The sequence below is a fragment of the Sorangium sp. So ce119 genome (assembly GCF_051524405.1).
Classification (GTDB): domain Bacteria; phylum Myxococcota_A; class Polyangia; order Polyangiales; family Polyangiaceae; genus Sorangium; species Sorangium cellulosum_G.
Window position 1 is genome coordinate 1,748,471 of record NZ_CP150310.1, and the last position, 17,880, is coordinate 1,766,350.

The following is a 17,880-nucleotide window of genomic DNA, read 5'->3' on the forward strand; positions in this document are numbered from 1 at the left end:
GCCCACAGCAAAAGCGCGTCGCGCTGGTCGCGCGCGACATCGTGGGCGCCGTGTCGACAGAGGAGGATAGCGGCAGCTCTCGTGTGCGCGCGGCGCGCCGCGGAGATCGCCTCGCGCGGGCCGGCGCGGCGCCGCGCAGGGGCCGGGGGTTCGGTCGAACACCCACGCTGGCGCCCCCGGAGAGGCGGAGTCCGCCCGCATGCTACCGCCGCGCCCGGTCGTCGGCGGCGTCCGGCTGATCGCACGGCGCCTGGAGCCGTGGTGTATGCTGCGCCGACCGGCCGGAGGGTTGGATGATCCATCGACAGACGGGCGAGATCGAGCTCTCATCCGGGGTTCGCATCGGCCCCTCGTATTCGGAAGCGCAGTTCCTGTCGTCGCCGCTGGCGCGGATGGCCAACGCCCTGAGCCAGACGCAGCCGTGGAGCGGATACAAGACGTCGCGCCAGCGCATCGGCTTCCGGACCTTCCGGATGACGCTGCACTTCTGCAGCGGGAAGCTCGCGTCGGTCGAGCTCTTCGAGGTGGGCGCGGAGTCGAAGGCGTTCTGGAACGACTGGTCCGAGAAGGAGGAGGCGGAGCGCAAGGCGAGCCACGATGCGTGGCTGGAGTCGATCCTCGGCGCGCCGCCCTACGAGTACCCGTGGGGGAAGATCTCGTCCGAGTACGACCCGCGGGGCGGCTACAGCAGCATCGTCGTGCGCTTCGGCCCGCCGGCCGAGGTCCAGGCCACCCGCTGAGCCGGGGCTGCGCCGGGAGGGGCTCCCCGGCGCGCTACAGCGCCCGGCGGTAGCGGACCTCCGGCAGGCTGCCCGCGCCGACGCGCGCCGGCCGCCGCGCCCCGTCGCGGGTGAAGCCGGAGAGCTCGTAGAAGCGGCGCGCCCGGGTGTTCCCCTCGAGGACCCAGATCGTCATGGTCCGGTGGCGGCGCCGCGCGAGATCGGACTGCGCGGTGTCGAGCAGCGCGGCGCCGAGCCCGCGGCCCCACGCGGCGGGCAGGAGGTAGAGGGTGTAGAGCTCGCCGACGTCGAGCGGTTCGTCGTCGTCGCGCGTCGGTCCGGCGCTCGCGAACCCGAGCGCGGCGTCCTCTGCGTGGAGGGTCCAGGCGCGCGTGCCGGTCGCGGCGCCGTGGCTCAGGATGCGCCGCCAGATCGCCTCGCGCGCCTGCGTGGAGAGGGCGTTGAGATCGGACGCCGGTATGAGGCCGAGGTAGGCCGCGCGCCAGGAGTCGACCTCGACGCGCGCGATGGTGGCGGCGTCTCCCGGCTGCGCCCGGCGGATGACCGCCCTCGTGATCCGCTCCGACATGGTGCCTCGCACCCCAGGTTGCATGGCGCCGCGGCGCGACGCCATGCCGTCGTGGGGTCCGGCGCGCCCGCCGGCTCGAGCCTGCATGACCGGCGCGCTGGGGTGAGCCCGAGAATGTCCGTCCAGCGGCGCCCGACGCCGTATTCATCCCGCTGCTCCTTCGCCTGCCGGCGCTGACCCCCTAAGGTCCACGCGTGTGCGGCGACGAAAGCGAATGCCGCAAACGAAGCTGAGGAGGCAAGCATGCTGTGCCGGGAGATCATGACAAGGGAAGTCCAGTGCATCATGGCGGACGACACGATCCGGACGGCCGCGCGCAAGATGCGCGACGCGAACGTCGGGTTCCTCCCTGTCTGCGACGACGCCTGGCGGGTGCTCGGGACGCTGACCGATCGCGACCTCGCCATCCGGGTGCTGGCCGACAACCGCCCGCTGAGCACGAGGGCGGGTGACGTGATGACCCCCGAGGTGATCGCGTGCCGGCCGGACGACGACGTGCTGCGCGCGGAGCAGCTCATGGGGCATCACCACAAGTCGCGCGTCCTGTGCACCGAGGCGGACGGCCGGCTGGTGGGCGTCATCAGCCTGTCGGACATCGCGCAGCGCGAGGACGACAGGAACACCGCGCAGACGGTCCGCCGGGTGACAGAGCAGCGGGAGGCCGCCCACGGGGCCCGGGCGTAGCCGCGGCGCGCTCGCGGGCCCCGGGGGGCGCTGGTAGGCTCCGGCGCCATGTCGAGCGCCTCGTCGGGCCAGGGGACCACGCGTACGCACCACCGCACCTGCAACCTCTGCGAGGCGATGTGCGGGATCGCGATCGAGGTCGACGGCGACCGGATCACCTCGATCCGCGGCGATCAGCGCGACCCGTTCAGCCGCGGCTACATCTGCCCGAAGGCGCTCGCGCTCCAGGATCTCCACGAGGACGGCGACCGCCTTCGGGTCCCCGTCCGGCGCGCCGGGTCGGGGTTCCAGCCCATCTCGTGGGACGAGGCGTTCGACGAGGTGGCCGGGCGGCTCAGGGAGACGCAGGCGCGCCACGGCCGGGACGCCGTCGCGGTCTACCTGGGCAATCCCAGGGGGCACAACTACGCGTCGCTCCTCTACCTCATCCCCTTTCTGGAGGCGCTGCGGACACGGAATTGCTTCTCCTCGACCTCGGTCGATCAGCTCCCGCACCACCTCATCGGGACCCTGCTCTTCGGGCACCAGCTCCTCGTGCCGGTGCCCGACATCGACCGCACCTCGTTCCTGCTCATCCTCGGGGCCAACCCGGTCGTGTCGAACGGCAGCATGATGTCGGCCCCCGGCGTGCGGCGGCGGATCGAGGCGATCCGCGCGCGGGGCGGCGCCGTCGTTGTCGTCGACCCGCGGCGCACCGAGACCGCGGAGATCGCCGACCGCCACCACTTCATCCGGCCCGGGACCGACGTCTTCCTGGTGCTCGGGATCCTCTCGACCCTCTTCGCCGAGCGCCTCGTCGCGCCGGGGCGTCTGGGCGGTTTTATCAATGGAATCGATGAGATAGAGCGGATCTCCGGGGAGTTCTCGCCGGAGCGCGTGGCGCAGGAGGTCGGCATCGAGGCGGCGGAGATCCGTGCGCTCGCGCGCGCGTTCGCCGCCGCGCCGTCGGCCGTCTGTTATGGCCGGATCGGCGCCTGTCTTCAGGAGTTCGGCGCGCTGACCACGTGGCTGGTCGCGGTGCTCAACGCGGTCACGGGCAACCTGGATCGCCCTGGCGGGGCGATGTTCACCCGGCCGGCCGTCGACGTGGTCGCGATCCAGGACCTGCTCGGCCAGCGGGGCGAGTTCGGCCGGAGCCGCACCCGCGTGCGCAAGCTGCCCGCGTTCGCCGGGGAGTACCCTGCCGCCGCGCTGGCCGAGGAGATCCTCACGGAAGGGCCGGGGCAGATCCGGGCGCTCCTCACGATGGCGGGCAACCCGGTGCTGTCGACCCCGAACGGCCGCGCGCTGGACGGAGCGCTGGCGAGCCTCGATTTCGTGGCCTGCATCGACTTCTACATCAACGAGACGACCCGGCACGCCCACGTGATCCTCCCGCCGCCCGGCCCCCTGGAGCGCGATCATTACGACCTGGCGTTCCACGCGTTCGCGGTCCGGAACACCGCCAAGTACGCGCCCGCGCTGTTCGCCCCGGCGGACGACGCGCGCCACGACTGGGAGATCCTCGTCGAGCTCGCGGCGCGCCTCGCGGCGCCCGGGCCGGCGGCGGGGCTCGCCGGCCGCGCGGCCCGGGCGGTGTCGCGGGCGCTCCCGCCGACGCGGCTGCTCGACGCGGCGCTCCGCCTCGGGCCGTACGGCGACCGCCTGAACCCGCTGTCCAGCGGCCTGTCGCTGCGCAAGCTCGAGCGCGAGGTGCACGGCGTGGATCTCGGGCCGCTCGAGCCGTGCCTGCCGGACCGGCTGTTCACGCGATCCGGCCGGATCGAGCTCGCGCCGGAGGTGCTCGTCGCCGATCTGGAGCGCGCGCGAGCGGCGCTCGGCCGCGGGCGGGCTGGGGCGGCCGGGCGCGAGGAGGGCGGGGCGGGGGAGGCGGGCGAGCCGGGGCAGCGCGCCGGGGCGGCGTACGACCTCCAGCTCATCGGCAGGCGCCAGCTCAGGAGCAACAACTCGTGGCTGCACAACAGCCATCGCCTGGTGAAGGGGAGAAACCGGTGCACGCTGCTCATGCACCCGGACGACGCCGCCCGCCGCGGCATCGCGGGCGCGCAGCGGGTCCGCGTGTCCTCGCGGGTCGGGAGCATCGACATCGACGTCGAGCTGACGGACGCGGTGATGCCCGGCGTCGTCAGCGTCCCGCACGGCTGGGGGCACGGCCGCGACGGCGTGCAGCTCGGCACGGCGAGGCAGCACGCCGGCGAGAGCGTCAACGACCTGACAGACCACCTCGCGATCGACGCGCTCTCGGGCACCGCGGCGCTGAACGGCGTCCCAGTGCGCGTCGAGCCGATCGAGGCGGTGCCGGCGTAGCGCCGCGATCACGGCGCGAGCGGCAGCCTGCGATGCGCGCCGGCGCGGGTCGAGTGCGGGCGGGCGCTCATCTCGCCGAGCAGCGCCGGCGCCGCGACGGCCAGCGGACACCAGTCGCCATCGAGGTCGACCAGGAGGCCGCGCCCCGCCGCCCAGTCGACGTCTTCCTGTCGCGCGTCCTCCGCCCCGCCGAGCGCGACTCGAGCTTGCCGCTCGGAGAGAAACTGTATCGGCCTGGACCCGGCGAGGTCGCGTGTGTCGACAAGGACATAGCGCTCCGCATCGATGCGAGCCACCGAGAGGACCGGCGGCGGACGCAGGAGGTCCATCCAGCGTTCCTGCCAGGCGGCGACCTTCTGGCGGAGCGCCTCGATCACCTCGGGGTTGCCTCGTGACTCGGACGTGTAGTCGGCTTCGAAGTGATAGGCGATGCCCGAGCAGTCGGCGTCCGGCGGCAGGATGTGCCTGTACGATGCCCGCGGCCGGATGTTCTCGACGCCGTACGCGGCCGGGCGCTCGAAGTATGGACTGAACCGCTCGATGCTCAGGCGAGAGAGCCCCGTCGGCGGGTGGAGGTGCACGATCTTGTCGATCAGGCCCAGGGTGCTCGTGTAGCTGTCGATCCTGTCGCCGGGGAAGCCCCAGAGGAGGTTCCAGTTGACGCTCATGTCGACGGCCCGCGTGCAGCGGAGCAGGTGGATGTTCTGGCTGGCGGTTACCCCCTTGTCCATGAGACGGAGCAGCGGCGTGGACAGCGCCTCGATGCCGGGCTGGATCATGTGGACGCCCGCGTCGCGGAGCGCCGCCACCTGGCTCAGGCTCATGTTGGCCTTCTGCTCGTAGAAGATGCGCAGGCCGTGGCGCTGCCTCGCCAGCGCGGGGATCAGCGTCCTGTGGAACCCGTGCGGCATGATGTTGTCGACCATGCTGACGTTCCTCGTGGGATAGCGTCTCGACAGCCGGTCGAGATCGTGGAGCACCCGCTCCGGGGAGCTGGCCCGGAACTGCATCCCGTCCGCGTTGAGCCCGCAGAAGGTGCAGTGGTGCTTCGCGCCCCACCAGCACCCGCGGCTGCTCTCGTAGGGAAGCCAGGTGTTCTCGTGCCGTATCGCTCCGTCGTTGTCCTGGATCGCGCGCTCGAGCTGATCGTAGTACTCGTCGAAGACGGGAGAGGGGAGCGCGTCGAGATCGCGACAAATGGCGCCCTGGATGATCCGCTCGGCAGGCAGGTCTCGCCGCTTCATGCGGTCGAGGAAATCGGGGAAGGCCTGCTCGCACTCGCCCGAGAACACGTAGTCGACGACATCGGGGGCGAGCGAGCGCACCGCGGGGCCCATCGGGCCTTCGCAGTTCGCGCCGCCCAGCAGCGTGAGCGTCCTCGGCGTGAGCGCCTTGATCCGGCGCAGGAGCGAGAGGCTCGCCGCGGTCTGCTCGAACGTGCTCGAGAAGCCGATGACCGGGTAACCGAGGTCGGCGATCCTGCGCGCGGCGGAACCGGCCCATGCGAAGCACCTCCGCTCGGCATCGCGGAGGACCGCGGGGTCGTACCCCAGGACCTGCATCTCGACATCGCCGAAGTGACGGCCGAGCGGCTCCGTCGCGTAAGCTGCGGCGGCGAACATCCGCTCTCCCAGGAGCAGGCCGGAGGGCGCATACGCGATCCGGTTGTAGAGCTCCTCTCCGAGGATCCTGGCGAGCAGCACGTTGGCGTACAGCACATCGACGTGGTGCCCGCGCTGCGCCGCGCACGCCTGCAGCAGGTGCGCCGCGATCGACGGGCGGTCCACGGCGGCAAACGGCGGCACGACGAGGAGCACGCGAGCGGAGGCGTCGGAGGTCGCCGGCACCATCCCGCCTGCTGTCTCCCGGGCGCGCGGGGCGCGGGGTCCAGGGCGGCACGAGAAGACCGAGGCGTCCTCGGTGCGCACGCAGGAGCCGAGGGGCGCCTCGTACGGCGTCGTCGCCTCCGCGGCCAGGCGTCGCAGGTCCGCCGCGGCTGCGTCATCGACGGGGACGCCGCCGGCCCGGAGGAGCTCCCCGGGATCCTGCAAGAAGCTCGTTCGAAGGTCCGGGTCGGAAGCCAGCCGGGCTTCCAGCTCACGAAGCGCGATCCACATACCGCCTCGACCGCGCCCCGGCGAGGGCGCCTCGGTGCAGAGCACATGAAATCGGGGCCGCCCATGCCGGGCGACCCCGCGAGGAAAGGGACCGATGCCGTTCAGCAGATGATGGTCGCCTGGGATCCCCCCTTCTGGATGATCGACTTGCCGATCTCCACAACCTTGACGTCCTTGCCGGTGAGCGCCTTGATGCTCTTCTGCTGCTCCTCGGTCAGCTCGATGCGTACGCGCTTGTCTTGAGCCTGGTTTGTGTCTGCCATGTCAACTCCGTGTGGGTGTGCTGGTCCAGCGTGCGACATCCGAGAGGGACACCGCGCCGGGCCGTCCTCGAGACAGGGGGCGAGGTCGCGATCAGCAGAGGATGATCGCGTGCGAGCTCGCCTTCTGCACGATGATCGACTTGCTCAGGTCCAGCGTGCTGACGTCCTTGCCGGTGAGATCCTTGATGTTCTTCTTCTGCTCCTCGGTCAGCTCGATGCGTACGTACTTCTCCTGACCCTGCTTCGGCTCTGCCATGTTGGTCTCCTGTTCGGTGTGCTGGATGCGATGGTCGCCTGGCGCGACGCTACCGCGGCGTCGGCCAGATGTGCCGCGGCGGCTTCTCCCCGAACGTCGCCTCGTAATCGAGGAGCAGACGGCGGTAGTTGCTCTGGACGCGCGGCGAGTCGATCTCCTCGTCCGGGAGCGGCGCGTGGTCGATGAATCCGGCGCCCAAGCGATCGCAGAACGCCCGGTAGTCGGCGCTGAACAGAAGGAAGATATGCCACATGTCATCGACGTCGCCTGCCGGGATGTTGTAGTTCTCCGCGCCGTGAGTCGCGAGCAGCAGCAGGTACCGCCGGAGCTCCTCCACGATTCCGCGGGCTACCTCGATGCTCACGTCCATCCGCGATGCATACTTCGAGGCGACGTGCTCCATCGGAAAGCTCATCGCCGCATCGATACGATCCTGGTGCATGGTAGGCCCCTCGTTGAATCCCATGGTGTCGCGCGGCCGCCATAGCCTTGCGCTCGCCCAGCGACACTGCGGTATCCGTCGCGCGGTCGTCCTTCCTCGCGCGACGACGTTTGCTATCTGGAAATCCTCGTCCAGATCGATGCGCTCGAGGTCAACCCCCGTCACGCGATAGAGGAGACGGCGCTGATCTTCGCTCAAGGGCAGCCGCATGGTGCACGACCATCGTTCGTGGGTTCTGGTGGATAACCATCGCTGACGCCCCCCCCCGGGGGAAGCGCGCTGGCCGAGCGATGGGTTCTACTCAGCTCGGCTCGGCGATGATTACCGTCGCCAAGCTAGCAGGCGTCCTTGCCTCGTCAACGAACCTGATATTGCTCGAATGGCGTCGATCGGGCCATGGCGCGCGCAGATCGCCTGAGTCGGTCGTCGAAAGCAGGTTTCTGGCAAGCAGCTTCGACGCGCCACCGAAGTGATGAGTCCGGAGCCGCGCCGGCGCATCCGATCGATGCCTGCGGCGCGATCACGTCCCGATGGCGGCGATGTCTCCGGGCGGCCCTTGCGCGCGCGGCCTCAGCCGATCGCCTCGGCCGTGAGCAGGCGCGTCCTCCGGCCCGAGGCGAGCGTGAGGTGCTGTCCCCAGCTCGTCTGGTGCGGCATGTCCCCGTCCACGATCTCGCTCGCCCGGATCTCGAACCCCGCGGCGCGGTAGGCGGGGCGCAGCGCGTCCTCTACCCACGCGTCCGTCAGCTCGGGGAGCCCGAGCCGCGCCGCGTAAGCCCGGTCGTCGAAGACGCTCTGGTTCAGCAGCGCGATGAGCTCTCCGCCGGGCCGGACGAGGCGGCGCAGGGCCTCGAGCACCGGCGCCTCGGGGAGCACGAGGGCCGAGAGCAGCGACGCCCAGGGGAAGTTCAGCGTGAGGGTGTGCGCGAGCCCGGTGAGCTCCTCGGGCAGCGCCTGCACCGACGCGACGACGAAGAGCGCGTTCGGCCGGCCGCCCCGGGAGGGCTTGCGGCCGGCGCGCCACGACACCTCGCGCATCCGCTCGCCCGCGGGGTCGACCCCGATGCAGTACGTGTCGGGGTGCGCGCCCGCCTGCCGGTACACGAAGCGCCCGTCGCCCGTGCCCACGTCGATGAGGACGCGCGCGTGCCCCTCGAGCTTCGCCTCGAGATCCGCCCGCGTCCACGCGAGCGACGCCTTGCCGAGCTGCACGATCATCGTCGCCTCGCGCGCCGCGCTCCCTGCCTCCCGGTCGCCCCGCTCAGCGCGCCCCGGCCTCGCGGGCGGGCGCCTCGGCGGCCTGGCCGCTCGCCGCCGCGAGCTCCCGGCAGGCGATCGCCCGCGCGAGGTCGTCGCTCGCCTCGCGGAGCATCCGGACCAGCATGGGCAGCCGCGGCGCGCCGCCCGGGCTCTGCGGGAGGAGCAGCGCGAGCTGCGCCTCGGCGAGGCGGAGGATGTCCCGATCGACGCGGTACGAGGGGAACAGGTGCGTGAAATACGCGGACGCGAGCTCGTGCGTCCGCGTCTCGAAGACCTGCTGCACCCGCTCGAAGAACGCCGCCACGTAGGGCTCGAGCAGCGCGCGCTGGAACGACCAGTTGAAGCCCGACATCGCCGCGCTGGTCTGGTGCAGCGAGCCGTACCCGCCCTCGTGGAAGCGCTCCCACGCCTCGGCCTTCGCCGCGGGATCGGGCCGCGCGGTCTCGGCGCGCAGCGCGGCGCGCTGGCCGCGGTCGGACGGGTCGCGCTTGCGCTCGGCCGCGAGGCGCTCGCCCGCGCTCTCCAGGCCACGCGCGACCCACTTCACGGCGACGGTCCAGCGCATCTCCTGGTCGATCTCGAGCCCGTCCACCTCGAGCTCGCCGTCGACGAGGCGCGCGGCCAGGGCGAGATCCGACGCGGAGTAGGCCGCGTTGAGCAGCGCCCGCGCCCAGACGATCTGCGCGTCGCCGCGCGGCGCCGCCCGGAGCGCCGTGAGGGCGAGGCCCGTGAACGCGCTCGCCTCGGCGTCGCGCATCGGGTCGGGCACGTAGCGCGCGAGCGCCGTCACCGCGTTCGTGAGCACCGGCTCGAGCAGCGACAGGTCCGGCTCGGCGGGCAGCTTGTCCCTCACGAGCGCGAGGTAGGCGGGCGAGGCGAGCTTCTGGTCGCGCACCATGCTCCAGAGCGACGCCCAGAGGAGCTGGCGCAGGAGCGGATCGTCCACGCGGCCCATGTGCTCGCGCACGAACGCGAGCGAGCCCGGGTCGAGCGCGATCTTCGCGAACGTGAGGTCGTTGTGGTTCGGGAACACGAAGAGCGGCGCCCGCTGCCCGCGCGCGGCCGCGACCTCGGTCGCCGCGCCGTCGATCTCGGCGGGCACGGAGTCGACGACGAGCGCGCCGTCCTCCTCGCGCGCGAGCGCGACGTCGATGCGGTGCGGCCGCAGGGTCGGGTAGTCCTCGGGCGCCGTCTGCACCACGCGGAGGCGGCCGATGCGGTCGCCGTCGGGCTCCCACTCGGCCGTCAGCGTGTTGAGCGACGCCTTCTCGAGCCAGACGCGCGACCAGGCGCCGAGGTCGCGGCCGGAGCCCTCCTCGAGCGCCGACAGGAACTCGCGCAGCGTCGCGTTGCCGTACTGGTAGCGCTTGAAGTACCGGCGCATCCCGTCGCGGAAGGCCGGCAGGCCGATCGCCGCGACGAGCTGCTTCATCGCGGCCGCCCCCTTGCCGTACGTGATGCCGTCGAAGTTCAGGAACGTGTGCTCGGTGTCCGCGAGCTCCCCGGCGATGGGGTGCGTCGTCACGAGCTGGTCCTGCCGGTAGGCCCAGCTCTTGATGACGTTGAACGCCTTCCACGCGGAGGGCTGGAACCGCGTCGCCTGCTCCATGGCGAGGAAGGCCATGTACGTGGCGAAGCTCTCGTTGAGCCAGAGATCGTTCCACCACCGCATGGTCACGAGGTTGCCGAACCACATGTGGGCCATCTCGTGGAGGAACACCTCGGCGCGCGTGAGGCGCTGGTGGTCGGTCGGCGGGTCCCGGAAGATCATCCGCTCGCTGTGGGTCACGGCGCCGACGTTCTCCATGGCGCCGGCGTTGAACTCCGGGACGAAGACCTGGTCGTACTTGGTGAACGGGTAGGGGTAGTCGAAGAAGTCGGGGTAGAAGTCGAAGCCCTGCTTCGTGATCGTGAAGAGCTCCTCGGGGTCGAGGTGCCGCGCGAGCGACCTGCGACAGTAGAGCCCGAGGGGGATGCCGCGGTGCTCGTCGCGGACGCCGCTGTAGGGGCCGGCGATCAGCGCGAAGATGTAGGTGCTGAACCGCGTGGTCTCCTCGAACACGCGCGTCGCGCGCCCCGGGCCCGCGGCGAACGTGCGCGTGACGCGCGCGTTGCCGATGATCTCCCAGTCCTCGGGCGCGGTGACGGACAGCCGGTAGCTCGCCTTGATGTCGGGCTGGTCGAAGCAGGGGAAGAGGCGGTGCGCGCTGAACGGCTCGAGGTCGGTGTAGAGGTAGTCCTCGCCGTCCTCGGGGTCGCGGAAGTGGTGGAAGCCGTCGCCTGTATGGTCGTAGTCGTTCTCGTAGACGACGCGCACGCGCGTCTCCGGGTCGAGCAGCTTGCCCGGGAGCCGGATGCGGCAGTCCGCCCAGTCGGGCTCGACCTCGACGCCGTTGATCTCGAGCCGCTCGATGCGCCGGCCGCGGAAGTCGATGAAGGTGTCGCCGTGGCCGCGGACGTCGAAGTAGGCGATCGCCTCGCCGCGGTAGCCGCTCCCGCCGCGCGAGAGGTCGAGCGAGAGCTCGTAGCGCGCGCTGCCGATGCGCGATGCGCGCTCCTCGGCCTCGCGCTGGGTGAGCACGTCCCGTCCAGGGCCACCGGTCTTCTCCGCCGTCATGCGTGCACACCCTAGGCCGAACGGCCGGAGGGAGGCCAGCGCATCTGTGCCATGGTCGCGATCGCCGCCCCGGGCGCGGAGCGCTGGAGGGCGGGCGGTTTGCGGGCGAGCGGGCGAGGGATGCGGGAACGAGGGACGAGGGCGCCGTCCTGCGCGAACGCGGTCCTCGACCGTGGTTGGTTGGCCCTGGCGGCCAGGCGGGCGTTGCGCTGTGCCAGGGCAGGGGGGGCCCGCACTGGCTCAACCGCAATGCATTGCGACACACCGGGGTCCGGACCCCTCGGGAACGTCCGACCGAGCATCCTTCAGTGCAAATTTGTGCCAGAGAACGCGGCCTCCGACGGAATTTCTGTGCCATCAACCCCGCAAACGCCCTGCTAGTTGTGCCACATGGGGGGTCCGGACCCCTCTGGACCGCGGAGAAGAGCGCTTGCGGGGGTGCGGGACCCCTCTGGGGACGCAAGACACGGCGCGCGGGGACGGCGACCCGCTTCCCGGGCGCAAGACGGCGCGAGCGGGGGAGCGCAGCGCTGAGCGGCGCGGTCTGGAGCGCCCCCACGGGGGCGAGGCGGTGCGCGCGTCGTGGTCGCGCCCGCGCGGGCTCGCCATGCTCGGACCATGCAGCGCTCGCCCATGTCCTGGGTGACCGACCCCGACGATCCGCGAGCCCCCCGCAGGAGCTCTGGGACCGCAGGACGCCGGAGGAGCGGCAGCGCGTCCTCGGCCGAGCTGGAGCGCCTCACGCGCGAGCGCAGCTGAGCTCGTAGGACCAACGCTCGCGACGACCGGCGGCTCGCGGCCGCCCGACTCGATGTTTCTTCATGCTCACTCCCGGGGGACGCGAGCCGCCAGCTCCGGGCGCGCCGCCGGGCGATCCGACATCTCCGAGGCCTCGCTCCCGATACGGACCTCGATGCGCCTCCCGCGCACCACGTCGCCGCCTTGCGGACACACCCTCAGCAGCAACCCCACCAATCCGGAGACTCGCACCGCATATCCCATGTGCCTCCCCTCACTTGTCACCCAGATCTGGTGGGACCGCGCACGCTCGCACCATGCCGGAGCCGATGAGCCGGCGCGTCACCTCGATGATCGGCCTGGGTCGTTCACGCGAGGCGCGACATCGGCGAGGTGAGTCGCTAGCCTCGCTCAGGGGCATCACCGATGTCGCGGAGACGCGACGTCGTCTCGACGCACGCCTGGCGCGGACGAAGCGGGGAGGACTGCCATGAATCAACAGAAGGGTCTCTGGAAGCTCGCGTGTGCAGCGTTCACCATGCTGTCGATGGCGTTGATCGCAGGCTGCGATCAGGGAGAGGGGGGCGAGGTCAGCAGCAAAGGCAACGACAAAGAAGCCACGAACAAGGTCGTCAAGATCGCGTTCGTGACGAACGGATCCAGCGACTTCTGGAAGATCGCCTTCGCCGGCGTCCACAAATACGAGCAAGAGGCCAAGATCCAGGTCGACATCAAGGTGCCGCAGAACAGCACGCCCACGGAGCAGAACCAGATCCTCGAGAGCCTCGCCAGCCAGGGCTACGACGCCGTCGGCGTGAGCGTCCTGGCGCCGGACGATCAGGTGACCGTGCTCAACAAGGTCGCGGCGAAGGTCAAGCTGATCACGTTCGACTCCGACGCCCCGAAATCGAACCGGCTGCTCTACATCGGCACGAACAACTACGAGGCCGGCAAGGTGCTGGGCAACGAGATCGTGAAGCTCTTGCCGAACGGCGGGAAGATGGCCGCCTTCGTCGGCATGTTCGCGGTCGACAACGCGGCCCAGCGCCTCAAGGGCATTCAGGACGTCGTCACTCCCCACAACATCCAGCTCATCGACAAGCGGGAGGACAACACCGATCTCGCCAAGGCGCGCACGAACGTGGAGGACATCATCAACGCCCACCCGGACCTCGACGTCGCGACCGGCCTCTGGTCGTACAATGGGCCGGCCATCGTCGCCGCCGTCGAGGCGCTCGGGAAGAAGGGCAAGGTCCTCCCGGCCGTGTTCGACGAGGAGGCGGCGACGCTCGCCGGGATCGAGAACGGCACCGTCGCCTGCACCGTCGTGCAGAAGCCGTTCCAGTTCGGTTACCTGGGGAGCAAGTGGCTCCACGAACTCGCGACCAAGGGCGACGCGGCCATCGCCGCCATCCCCCCGAGCAAGGTGATCGACACCGGGGTCGACGTGATCAACAAGGAGAACGTCGCGCAGTTCAAGGCGACGCTCGCCGAGATGAAGAAGTAGCCCGGTCCCCCGGCGGCTCGGGCGAGGGCCTCTCCTCGCTCGAGCGCCCGTTCATGCAGGTGCCTCGACACGAGGCTGTTCCCCTCGCGCGTGGCCTCCTCGGCAGCCGTCCCTCGACCGCGCGGCGGCTCAGACGGGCTGGAGGTGCGGTGCGCGGCGATAGACGATCTGGCCGCCGGTCTTCGACAGCGCGTAAGCGAACCCGAGCTCCAGGGTCGAGCGGGTGATGAGGCTCCCGAGGTCCACGCCCTGCTCCACCATCAGCCGCGCCGCCGCCGGCGTGATGCCGACGAGCACGACCTCGGCGCCGAGCAGCCGCGCCGCCCGCGCCGCCCGCAGGAGGTGCTCCACCGACGCGGCGTCGACGAACGCCATCCCCGTGACGTCGACGAGCACCACGCGCGCGTGGTGCTCGGTGATGTCTTGCAACATCGACTCGATGAAGCGGCCGGACCGCTGCGCGTTCATCGTCCCGACGATCGGCATCACGAGGATGTTCCGCGCGATGGGCACCACCGGGCTCGAGAGCTCGCGGATCGTGTCGAGCAGCGACTCCTGGTGACGGTTCGCGTGCTCGAGCGCATGGGTCCGCTCGGTGATGCGGTGGACGAGCCGCGCGTTCTCGATCGCCACGGCCATCGTGTCGACGACGCGCTCGATCGTCGTGAGATCGTCGAGCGAGCACGCCGCCCGGCGCCCGCTCTCCAGGACCAGGGCGCCGAAGGCGGACCCGCCGGCGAGCAGCGGGACGCCGACCAGGGTATGTGCCCCCCTCCCGCGCGCCTCGACGACATCGGGCGCGTCGTGGAGCTCGCTCGAGTCCGTGTCGACGAGGATCGGCCGGGCGGTGCTCAGCACCCGCCCGACCATCGACCTCGCGTCGAGGGGGGCTCGCTCGTCGCGGTACCCCTCGTTCCCCGCGTCCACGGTGACGAGGAGGAGCTCCTTGTCGCGGCTCTCGTAGGGGAGCTGCTCCCTCCGCTTCGCCGCCTTGCGGTTCGCGTCGAGAGGCAGGTAGTCGGAGAGGGGGAGCGACCAGGGCGTGCGCTCGATGGTCACGACGTCGACGCCGGTGTCGATGAAGCGCAGCGCGGCTCCTCCCCCGGAGCCGGCGCGCGTGGGCAGCCCCGCCAGGGCCGCCTCGACGCCCTTCGATGCCATGTCGTGGAGCAGCTTCACCGCGCGGTAGCCCATCTCGTGCTCGCGCTGGACCAGGACTGCGTGGATGGTCCCTTCCCGGAGCATCTCGAGCGTGTCCGTGAGGAGATCGAAGGCGACGATCTTGAGCTCCCCCGCCCGCCCCAGCGCCCTCGCGGCCGCGCCCCACGACAGGCCGTTCACGGCGCAGACGCCGAGGGCGCCGGCGATTCCTCCGGTCTGCACGGCCTCCCGGGCGATCTGCATCCCGAGCTCGATGTCGAACCGGCTCTCGGACGGCGGCTGCAGGTCCAGGGGCGTGCGCGCGCCCAAGACCGCCGCGCGGAACGCCTCGATGCGCTCGCGGCTGTTGATGGCGCTGAGCCAGAACGTCTGCGCGCCGATCTTGCCCCCGCCCGGGAGCAGCCGAGCCATCATCTCCGCGGCGAGCCGCCCGGCCGCCACGTTGTCGGTGCCGATGTAGGCCCGAGCGCGGCTGCCCTCGGCGGGCGGCGTGTCGATGGTGACCACCGGGATCCCGGCCTCCGCCGCCCGACGGATCGCCGGCTCGAGGACCTCCGGGGTGATCGGCGCCACGGCGATGCCGTTCACACCCCGGTCGATGGCGTCCTCGAGGATCCCGCGCTGCTCGACGGCGCTGTGGGCGGGGGCGTTGCGGACGTCGACGTGGATGCCGACGCTGCGCCCCGCGGTGAGGGCGCCGTCACGGACGTTGTTCCAGAACGACAGCGGCGAACGGTGCGGGACGTGGTAGATGCGGATCTCGCGGGCCGCGGCGTCGCCGCGCGCGCCGCCGGAGGGAGCGTCGCTCAGCAGGACGAGGTGCACGGAGCGCCATTGCGGCCCGAGCTGCACGCTCTTGATGCCCTTCGAGATCATGTCGACGAGCTCATGCGTGCTGGTCCGCGCGGCCACCGCGTTCAGCACCTCCTCGAGCACGCGCACCTCCTGGGCCGACCGCGCCTTGTCGTTGTAGAGCTCTCGCCGCTCCAGCGCCGCGCCGGCGCTCGCGGCCAGCGCGCGGAGCCGCGCCGAGGCCTCGGCGGAAGGCGCCTGCCCGTCCGGCTGCTCGACGGCGAGCACGCCGATCGTCTGTCCCTGCACGTCCACCGGGGTGAGGACCACGACCGCGCCGGCGGGCACGAGGTGCAGCGCCGACGCGCCCGGCAGGTGCTCGCGGTACCAGTCGGCGGCCGCCATGATCCGGGTGCTGTCCGCCGAATCAGGCGTGGAGAGCGTGGAGAGCGTCGCGAGCACGGTGGCCGGGCCCGCGTCGCCGACGACCTCCTGCGGGCTCGCCAGCACGCCAGCGAGGCCGACAGAGGCCTTGTAGACGAGCTGCTCCCCGTCCCGGGCCACGAGGCTCCCGCGCTGCGCGGAGGGCACGGCGCCCACGGCGTCCATCACGATGCCGTGCAAGGTTGCATGAAGATCGAGACCGGTGACCATGCGCCTCACGTCCCCGCAACCCACCCCGACGACGGCGCGGATTCTCATCAGTGGGCGTGATCGAACGGCACCTTGTCAAGGGGTCACCGAGCCGCCTCGGGCGCCGCTCGCCCGGCGCGTGGGCTGGCTTCCGGAGCCTCCGATCGCGCTCAGGGAGCTCCCTCGTCGGGATCGACGTCGGGAGCATAGCAGTCGGAGAAACCGTCTCTGCTCGTCTTGCACACCTCGTCCGCGAAGCACCAGTAGTAGTCCACACCGGACGTCGTGCCGCAGTACCGGACCCCATGGACCCCGTCCTCGACGACGCACGCTGCCTCACCGAGCTCGGAGCAGTCGGTGACCACAGGGTCCGGCTGGAACCAGCACCTCGGTCGAGCCCCGGGGCCGGTCTGGCACGCGAACGGGCGCGCTGCGTCTTCGCTCGCAGCGCTATACTCGCCGTACGGCGGCACGAACCCCGGGATCCCGGTCCCCGTCGCCTTGACGCTGCACACGGCTCCCGCGACAAGCGTGTCGAGGCGGCACTGGGACTCAGGATGGCCCTCCTTCGTCACCGCGACCTCGGTCGTGTCCGGTGTGTCGAATCGCGGGTAGACGAGCTCCCTGGGCGCCTGCAGCACGGCCTGCTCCTCGTAGAACCGCCCCGTCTGCAGGCTGGCGAGCAGGATCCGGCCGCAGAGCTGCTGGCTCGCCAGGTCGCTGGTCGCCGTCGTGCAACGCTCGCGCGCGGAAGGGTCGAGCTCGGCGAACGCCGCGGCGTTGGCCTCGGTTTCATTCGCCCACAGCCGCGGCAAGCAATCCTTGGTGGCAAAGTAGTCGGACTGCCCCTCGGAGGAGACCGACGTGCCCAGCGCGCCGGTGCTGTTCCCGCCGCGGGAGGTCTTGAACGGGAACCCGCCGATGAAGTGCCCCATCTCGTGGCACATCGTGAGCGCGAACACCTCCGTCGTCATGCTCGAGACCGTGAGGTATCCCTTGGTCACCTCGATCGTCCAGTCCTCCCCGGGCTTGAGCAGCACATGGGCGCTGACCGCATCGCTGTCCCAGTCGATTCTCCACGAGATATCGTGGGTACCCGCCGGATTCGCGGCGGCGGCGTGGTCCTGGTAGAGCGCGACAACGCGATCGAGGATCGCCTCCGCCTCCTCGCCCGTCGGGGGGCGCGTGCCCGCCGACGGCGCGCCATCGACGGTACCTTCGATGACGGCGGCGGATTCGCCGTCCGCCCCATCGGAGGAGACGTCATCCATCTGTCCCACGCACGCACCAAGGAGAACTGACGAAGCAAGAATGGTGTAAAATTTCATATTGAACTCCGTCGAACTGGATCGCCGAACAAGACCGGACCGAGCCAGGCGGCCGACGTCGGGCGCAGCGCCAGGCGCGCCGGGGAGCCCTGATGACCCAGGGCGGCGAGAGGCAACGACGCGATGCGACCGACATCGGCTGTCTGACGGCGCGAGCTTCTGTTCGTGCTCTTGATGCCGTCACGGGGATCGATCCTTCAAATTAGTTTGTCGTGGCCTCCGGGCGCCGCTCGGAGGGCAGGGGCGCTGTGGGCAGGCATCGGGCTGCTGCTCTTGCTCCGGCGGCGCCGGAGTCGGCCCCTGGGGTCGCCTCGCGGCCCCTGAAATCGATCCACGGACTCGCCTGGCCGAACGCCGTACGAGACCGGGAAGAAGTGCGCGCTCGAGCCGTCTCCCGGGGGCTCGCCGCCGCCGCCGCCGACCGCGCCGGTGCTGAGTAGACTGCACAAGTGCCAGAGGAGCAGAAG

The 17,880-nt window shown here is 70.9% G+C and carries 13 protein-coding genes; 4 read left to right on the top strand and 9 right to left on the bottom strand.

Annotation, left to right across the window (positions count from 1 at the left end; genetic code table 11):
* Positions 1 to 293: 293 nt before the first annotated feature.
* Positions 294 to 740, top strand: a complete 447-nt coding sequence (locus tag WME76_RS06910; protein ID WP_437959393.1) for a hypothetical protein — start codon at positions 294 to 296, stop codon at positions 738 to 740.
* Positions 741 to 774: 34 nt separating this feature from the next.
* Here the strand turns inward: WME76_RS06910 and WME76_RS06915 are convergent, their stop codons facing one another.
* A complete protein-coding gene (locus WME76_RS06915) occupies positions 775 to 1,308 on the bottom strand; it encodes an N-acetyltransferase family protein (RefSeq protein WP_437959394.1) in 534 nt (177 codons plus the stop codon).
* Between the two features lie 243 nt (positions 1,309 to 1,551).
* Between WME76_RS06915 and WME76_RS06920 the strand changes: the two genes are divergently transcribed.
* Complete coding sequence (locus WME76_RS06920) at positions 1,552 to 1,992, top strand: CBS domain-containing protein (RefSeq protein ID WP_437959395.1); 441 nt, start codon at positions 1,552 to 1,554, stop codon at positions 1,990 to 1,992.
* A 48-nt stretch (positions 1,993 to 2,040) separates the two neighbouring features.
* Positions 2,041 to 4,299, top strand: a complete 2,259-nt coding sequence (locus WME76_RS06925) for a molybdopterin oxidoreductase family protein (RefSeq protein ID WP_437959396.1) — start codon at positions 2,041 to 2,043, stop codon at positions 4,297 to 4,299.
* Positions 4,300 to 4,307: 8 nt separating this feature from the next.
* Here the strand turns inward: WME76_RS06925 and WME76_RS06930 are convergent, their stop codons facing one another.
* The 6 genes from WME76_RS06930 to pepN form a co-directional block, all read right to left on the bottom strand.
* Positions 4,308 to 6,416, bottom strand: coding sequence for a RiPP maturation radical SAM C-methyltransferase (locus tag WME76_RS06930; RefSeq protein ID WP_437959397.1), 2,109 nt, complete (start codon positions 6,414 to 6,416; stop codon positions 4,308 to 4,310).
* Between the two features lie 101 nt (positions 6,417 to 6,517).
* Positions 6,518 to 6,679, bottom strand: a complete 162-nt coding sequence (locus WME76_RS06935; RefSeq protein ID WP_437959398.1) for a hypothetical protein — start codon at positions 6,677 to 6,679, stop codon at positions 6,518 to 6,520.
* A 91-nt stretch (positions 6,680 to 6,770) separates the two neighbouring features.
* Complete coding sequence (locus WME76_RS06940; protein WP_437959399.1) at positions 6,771 to 6,935, bottom strand: hypothetical protein; 165 nt, start codon at positions 6,933 to 6,935, stop codon at positions 6,771 to 6,773.
* A 49-nt stretch (positions 6,936 to 6,984) separates the two neighbouring features.
* A complete protein-coding gene (locus WME76_RS06945) occupies positions 6,985 to 7,377 on the bottom strand; it encodes a hypothetical protein (RefSeq protein WP_437959400.1) in 393 nt (130 codons plus the stop codon).
* A gap of 570 nt (positions 7,378 to 7,947) precedes the next feature.
* Positions 7,948 to 8,595 (bottom strand): class I SAM-dependent methyltransferase, encoded by a 648-nt coding sequence (locus tag WME76_RS06950; protein WP_437959401.1) that lies wholly within the window; start codon positions 8,593 to 8,595, stop codon positions 7,948 to 7,950.
* 43 nt (positions 8,596 to 8,638) lie between these two features.
* Positions 8,639 to 11,254, bottom strand: a complete 2,616-nt coding sequence (gene pepN / locus WME76_RS06955) for an aminopeptidase N (RefSeq protein WP_437959402.1) — start codon at positions 11,252 to 11,254, stop codon at positions 8,639 to 8,641.
* Positions 11,255 to 12,482: 1,228 nt separating this feature from the next.
* Between pepN and WME76_RS06960 the strand changes: the two genes are divergently transcribed.
* On the top strand, positions 12,483 to 13,499 hold the full coding sequence (locus WME76_RS06960) for a sugar-binding protein (RefSeq protein ID WP_437959403.1): 1,017 nt from the start codon (positions 12,483 to 12,485) through the stop codon (positions 13,497 to 13,499).
* A 129-nt stretch (positions 13,500 to 13,628) separates the two neighbouring features.
* Here the strand turns inward: WME76_RS06960 and WME76_RS06965 are convergent, their stop codons facing one another.
* Together WME76_RS06965 and WME76_RS06970 are read right to left on the bottom strand one after the other, a co-directional pair.
* Entirely contained in the window at positions 13,629 to 16,154 is a 2,526-nt protein-coding gene (locus WME76_RS06965) for a substrate-binding domain-containing protein (protein ID WP_437959404.1), read from the bottom strand.
* A gap of 101 nt (positions 16,155 to 16,255) precedes the next feature.
* Positions 16,256 to 17,365, bottom strand: a complete 1,110-nt coding sequence (locus WME76_RS06970; RefSeq protein ID WP_437959405.1) for a hypothetical protein — start codon at positions 17,363 to 17,365, stop codon at positions 16,256 to 16,258.
* Positions 17,366 to 17,880: the final 515 nt, after the last annotated feature.

Bases quoted from the DNA above. Each gene is read 5' to 3' on its own strand.
- WME76_RS06945 (WP_437959400.1), bottom strand. From the start codon at position 7,377: ATGCACCAGGATCGTATCGATGCGGCGATGAGCTTTCCGATGGAGCAC.
- WME76_RS06925 (WP_437959396.1), top strand. From the start codon at position 2,041: ATGTCGAGCGCCTCGTCGGGCCAGGGGACCACGCGTACGCACCACCGC.
- WME76_RS06915 (WP_437959394.1), bottom strand. From the start codon at position 1,308: ATGTCGGAGCGGATCACGAGGGCGGTCATCCGCCGGGCGCAGCCGGGA.
- WME76_RS06950 (WP_437959401.1), bottom strand. From the start codon at position 8,595: ATGATCGTGCAGCTCGGCAAGGCGTCGCTCGCGTGGACGCGGGCGGAT.
- WME76_RS06940 (WP_437959399.1), bottom strand. From the start codon at position 6,935: ATGGCAGAGCCGAAGCAGGGTCAGGAGAAGTACGTACGCATCGAGCTG.
- WME76_RS06920 (WP_437959395.1), top strand. From the start codon at position 1,552: ATGCTGTGCCGGGAGATCATGACAAGGGAAGTCCAGTGCATCATGGCG.
- WME76_RS06930 (WP_437959397.1), bottom strand. From the start codon at position 6,416: ATGTGGATCGCGCTTCGTGAGCTGGAAGCCCGGCTGGCTTCCGACCCG.
- WME76_RS06965 (WP_437959404.1), bottom strand. From the start codon at position 16,154: ATGAGAATCCGCGCCGTCGTCGGGGTGGGTTGCGGGGACGTGAGGCGC.
- WME76_RS06935 (WP_437959398.1), bottom strand. From the start codon at position 6,679: ATGGCAGACACAAACCAGGCTCAAGACAAGCGCGTACGCATCGAGCTG.
- WME76_RS06910 (WP_437959393.1), top strand. From the start codon at position 294: ATGATCCATCGACAGACGGGCGAGATCGAGCTCTCATCCGGGGTTCGC.
- pepN (WP_437959402.1), bottom strand. From the start codon at position 11,254: ATGACGGCGGAGAAGACCGGTGGCCCTGGACGGGACGTGCTCACCCAG.
- WME76_RS06960 (WP_437959403.1), top strand. From the start codon at position 12,483: ATGAATCAACAGAAGGGTCTCTGGAAGCTCGCGTGTGCAGCGTTCACC.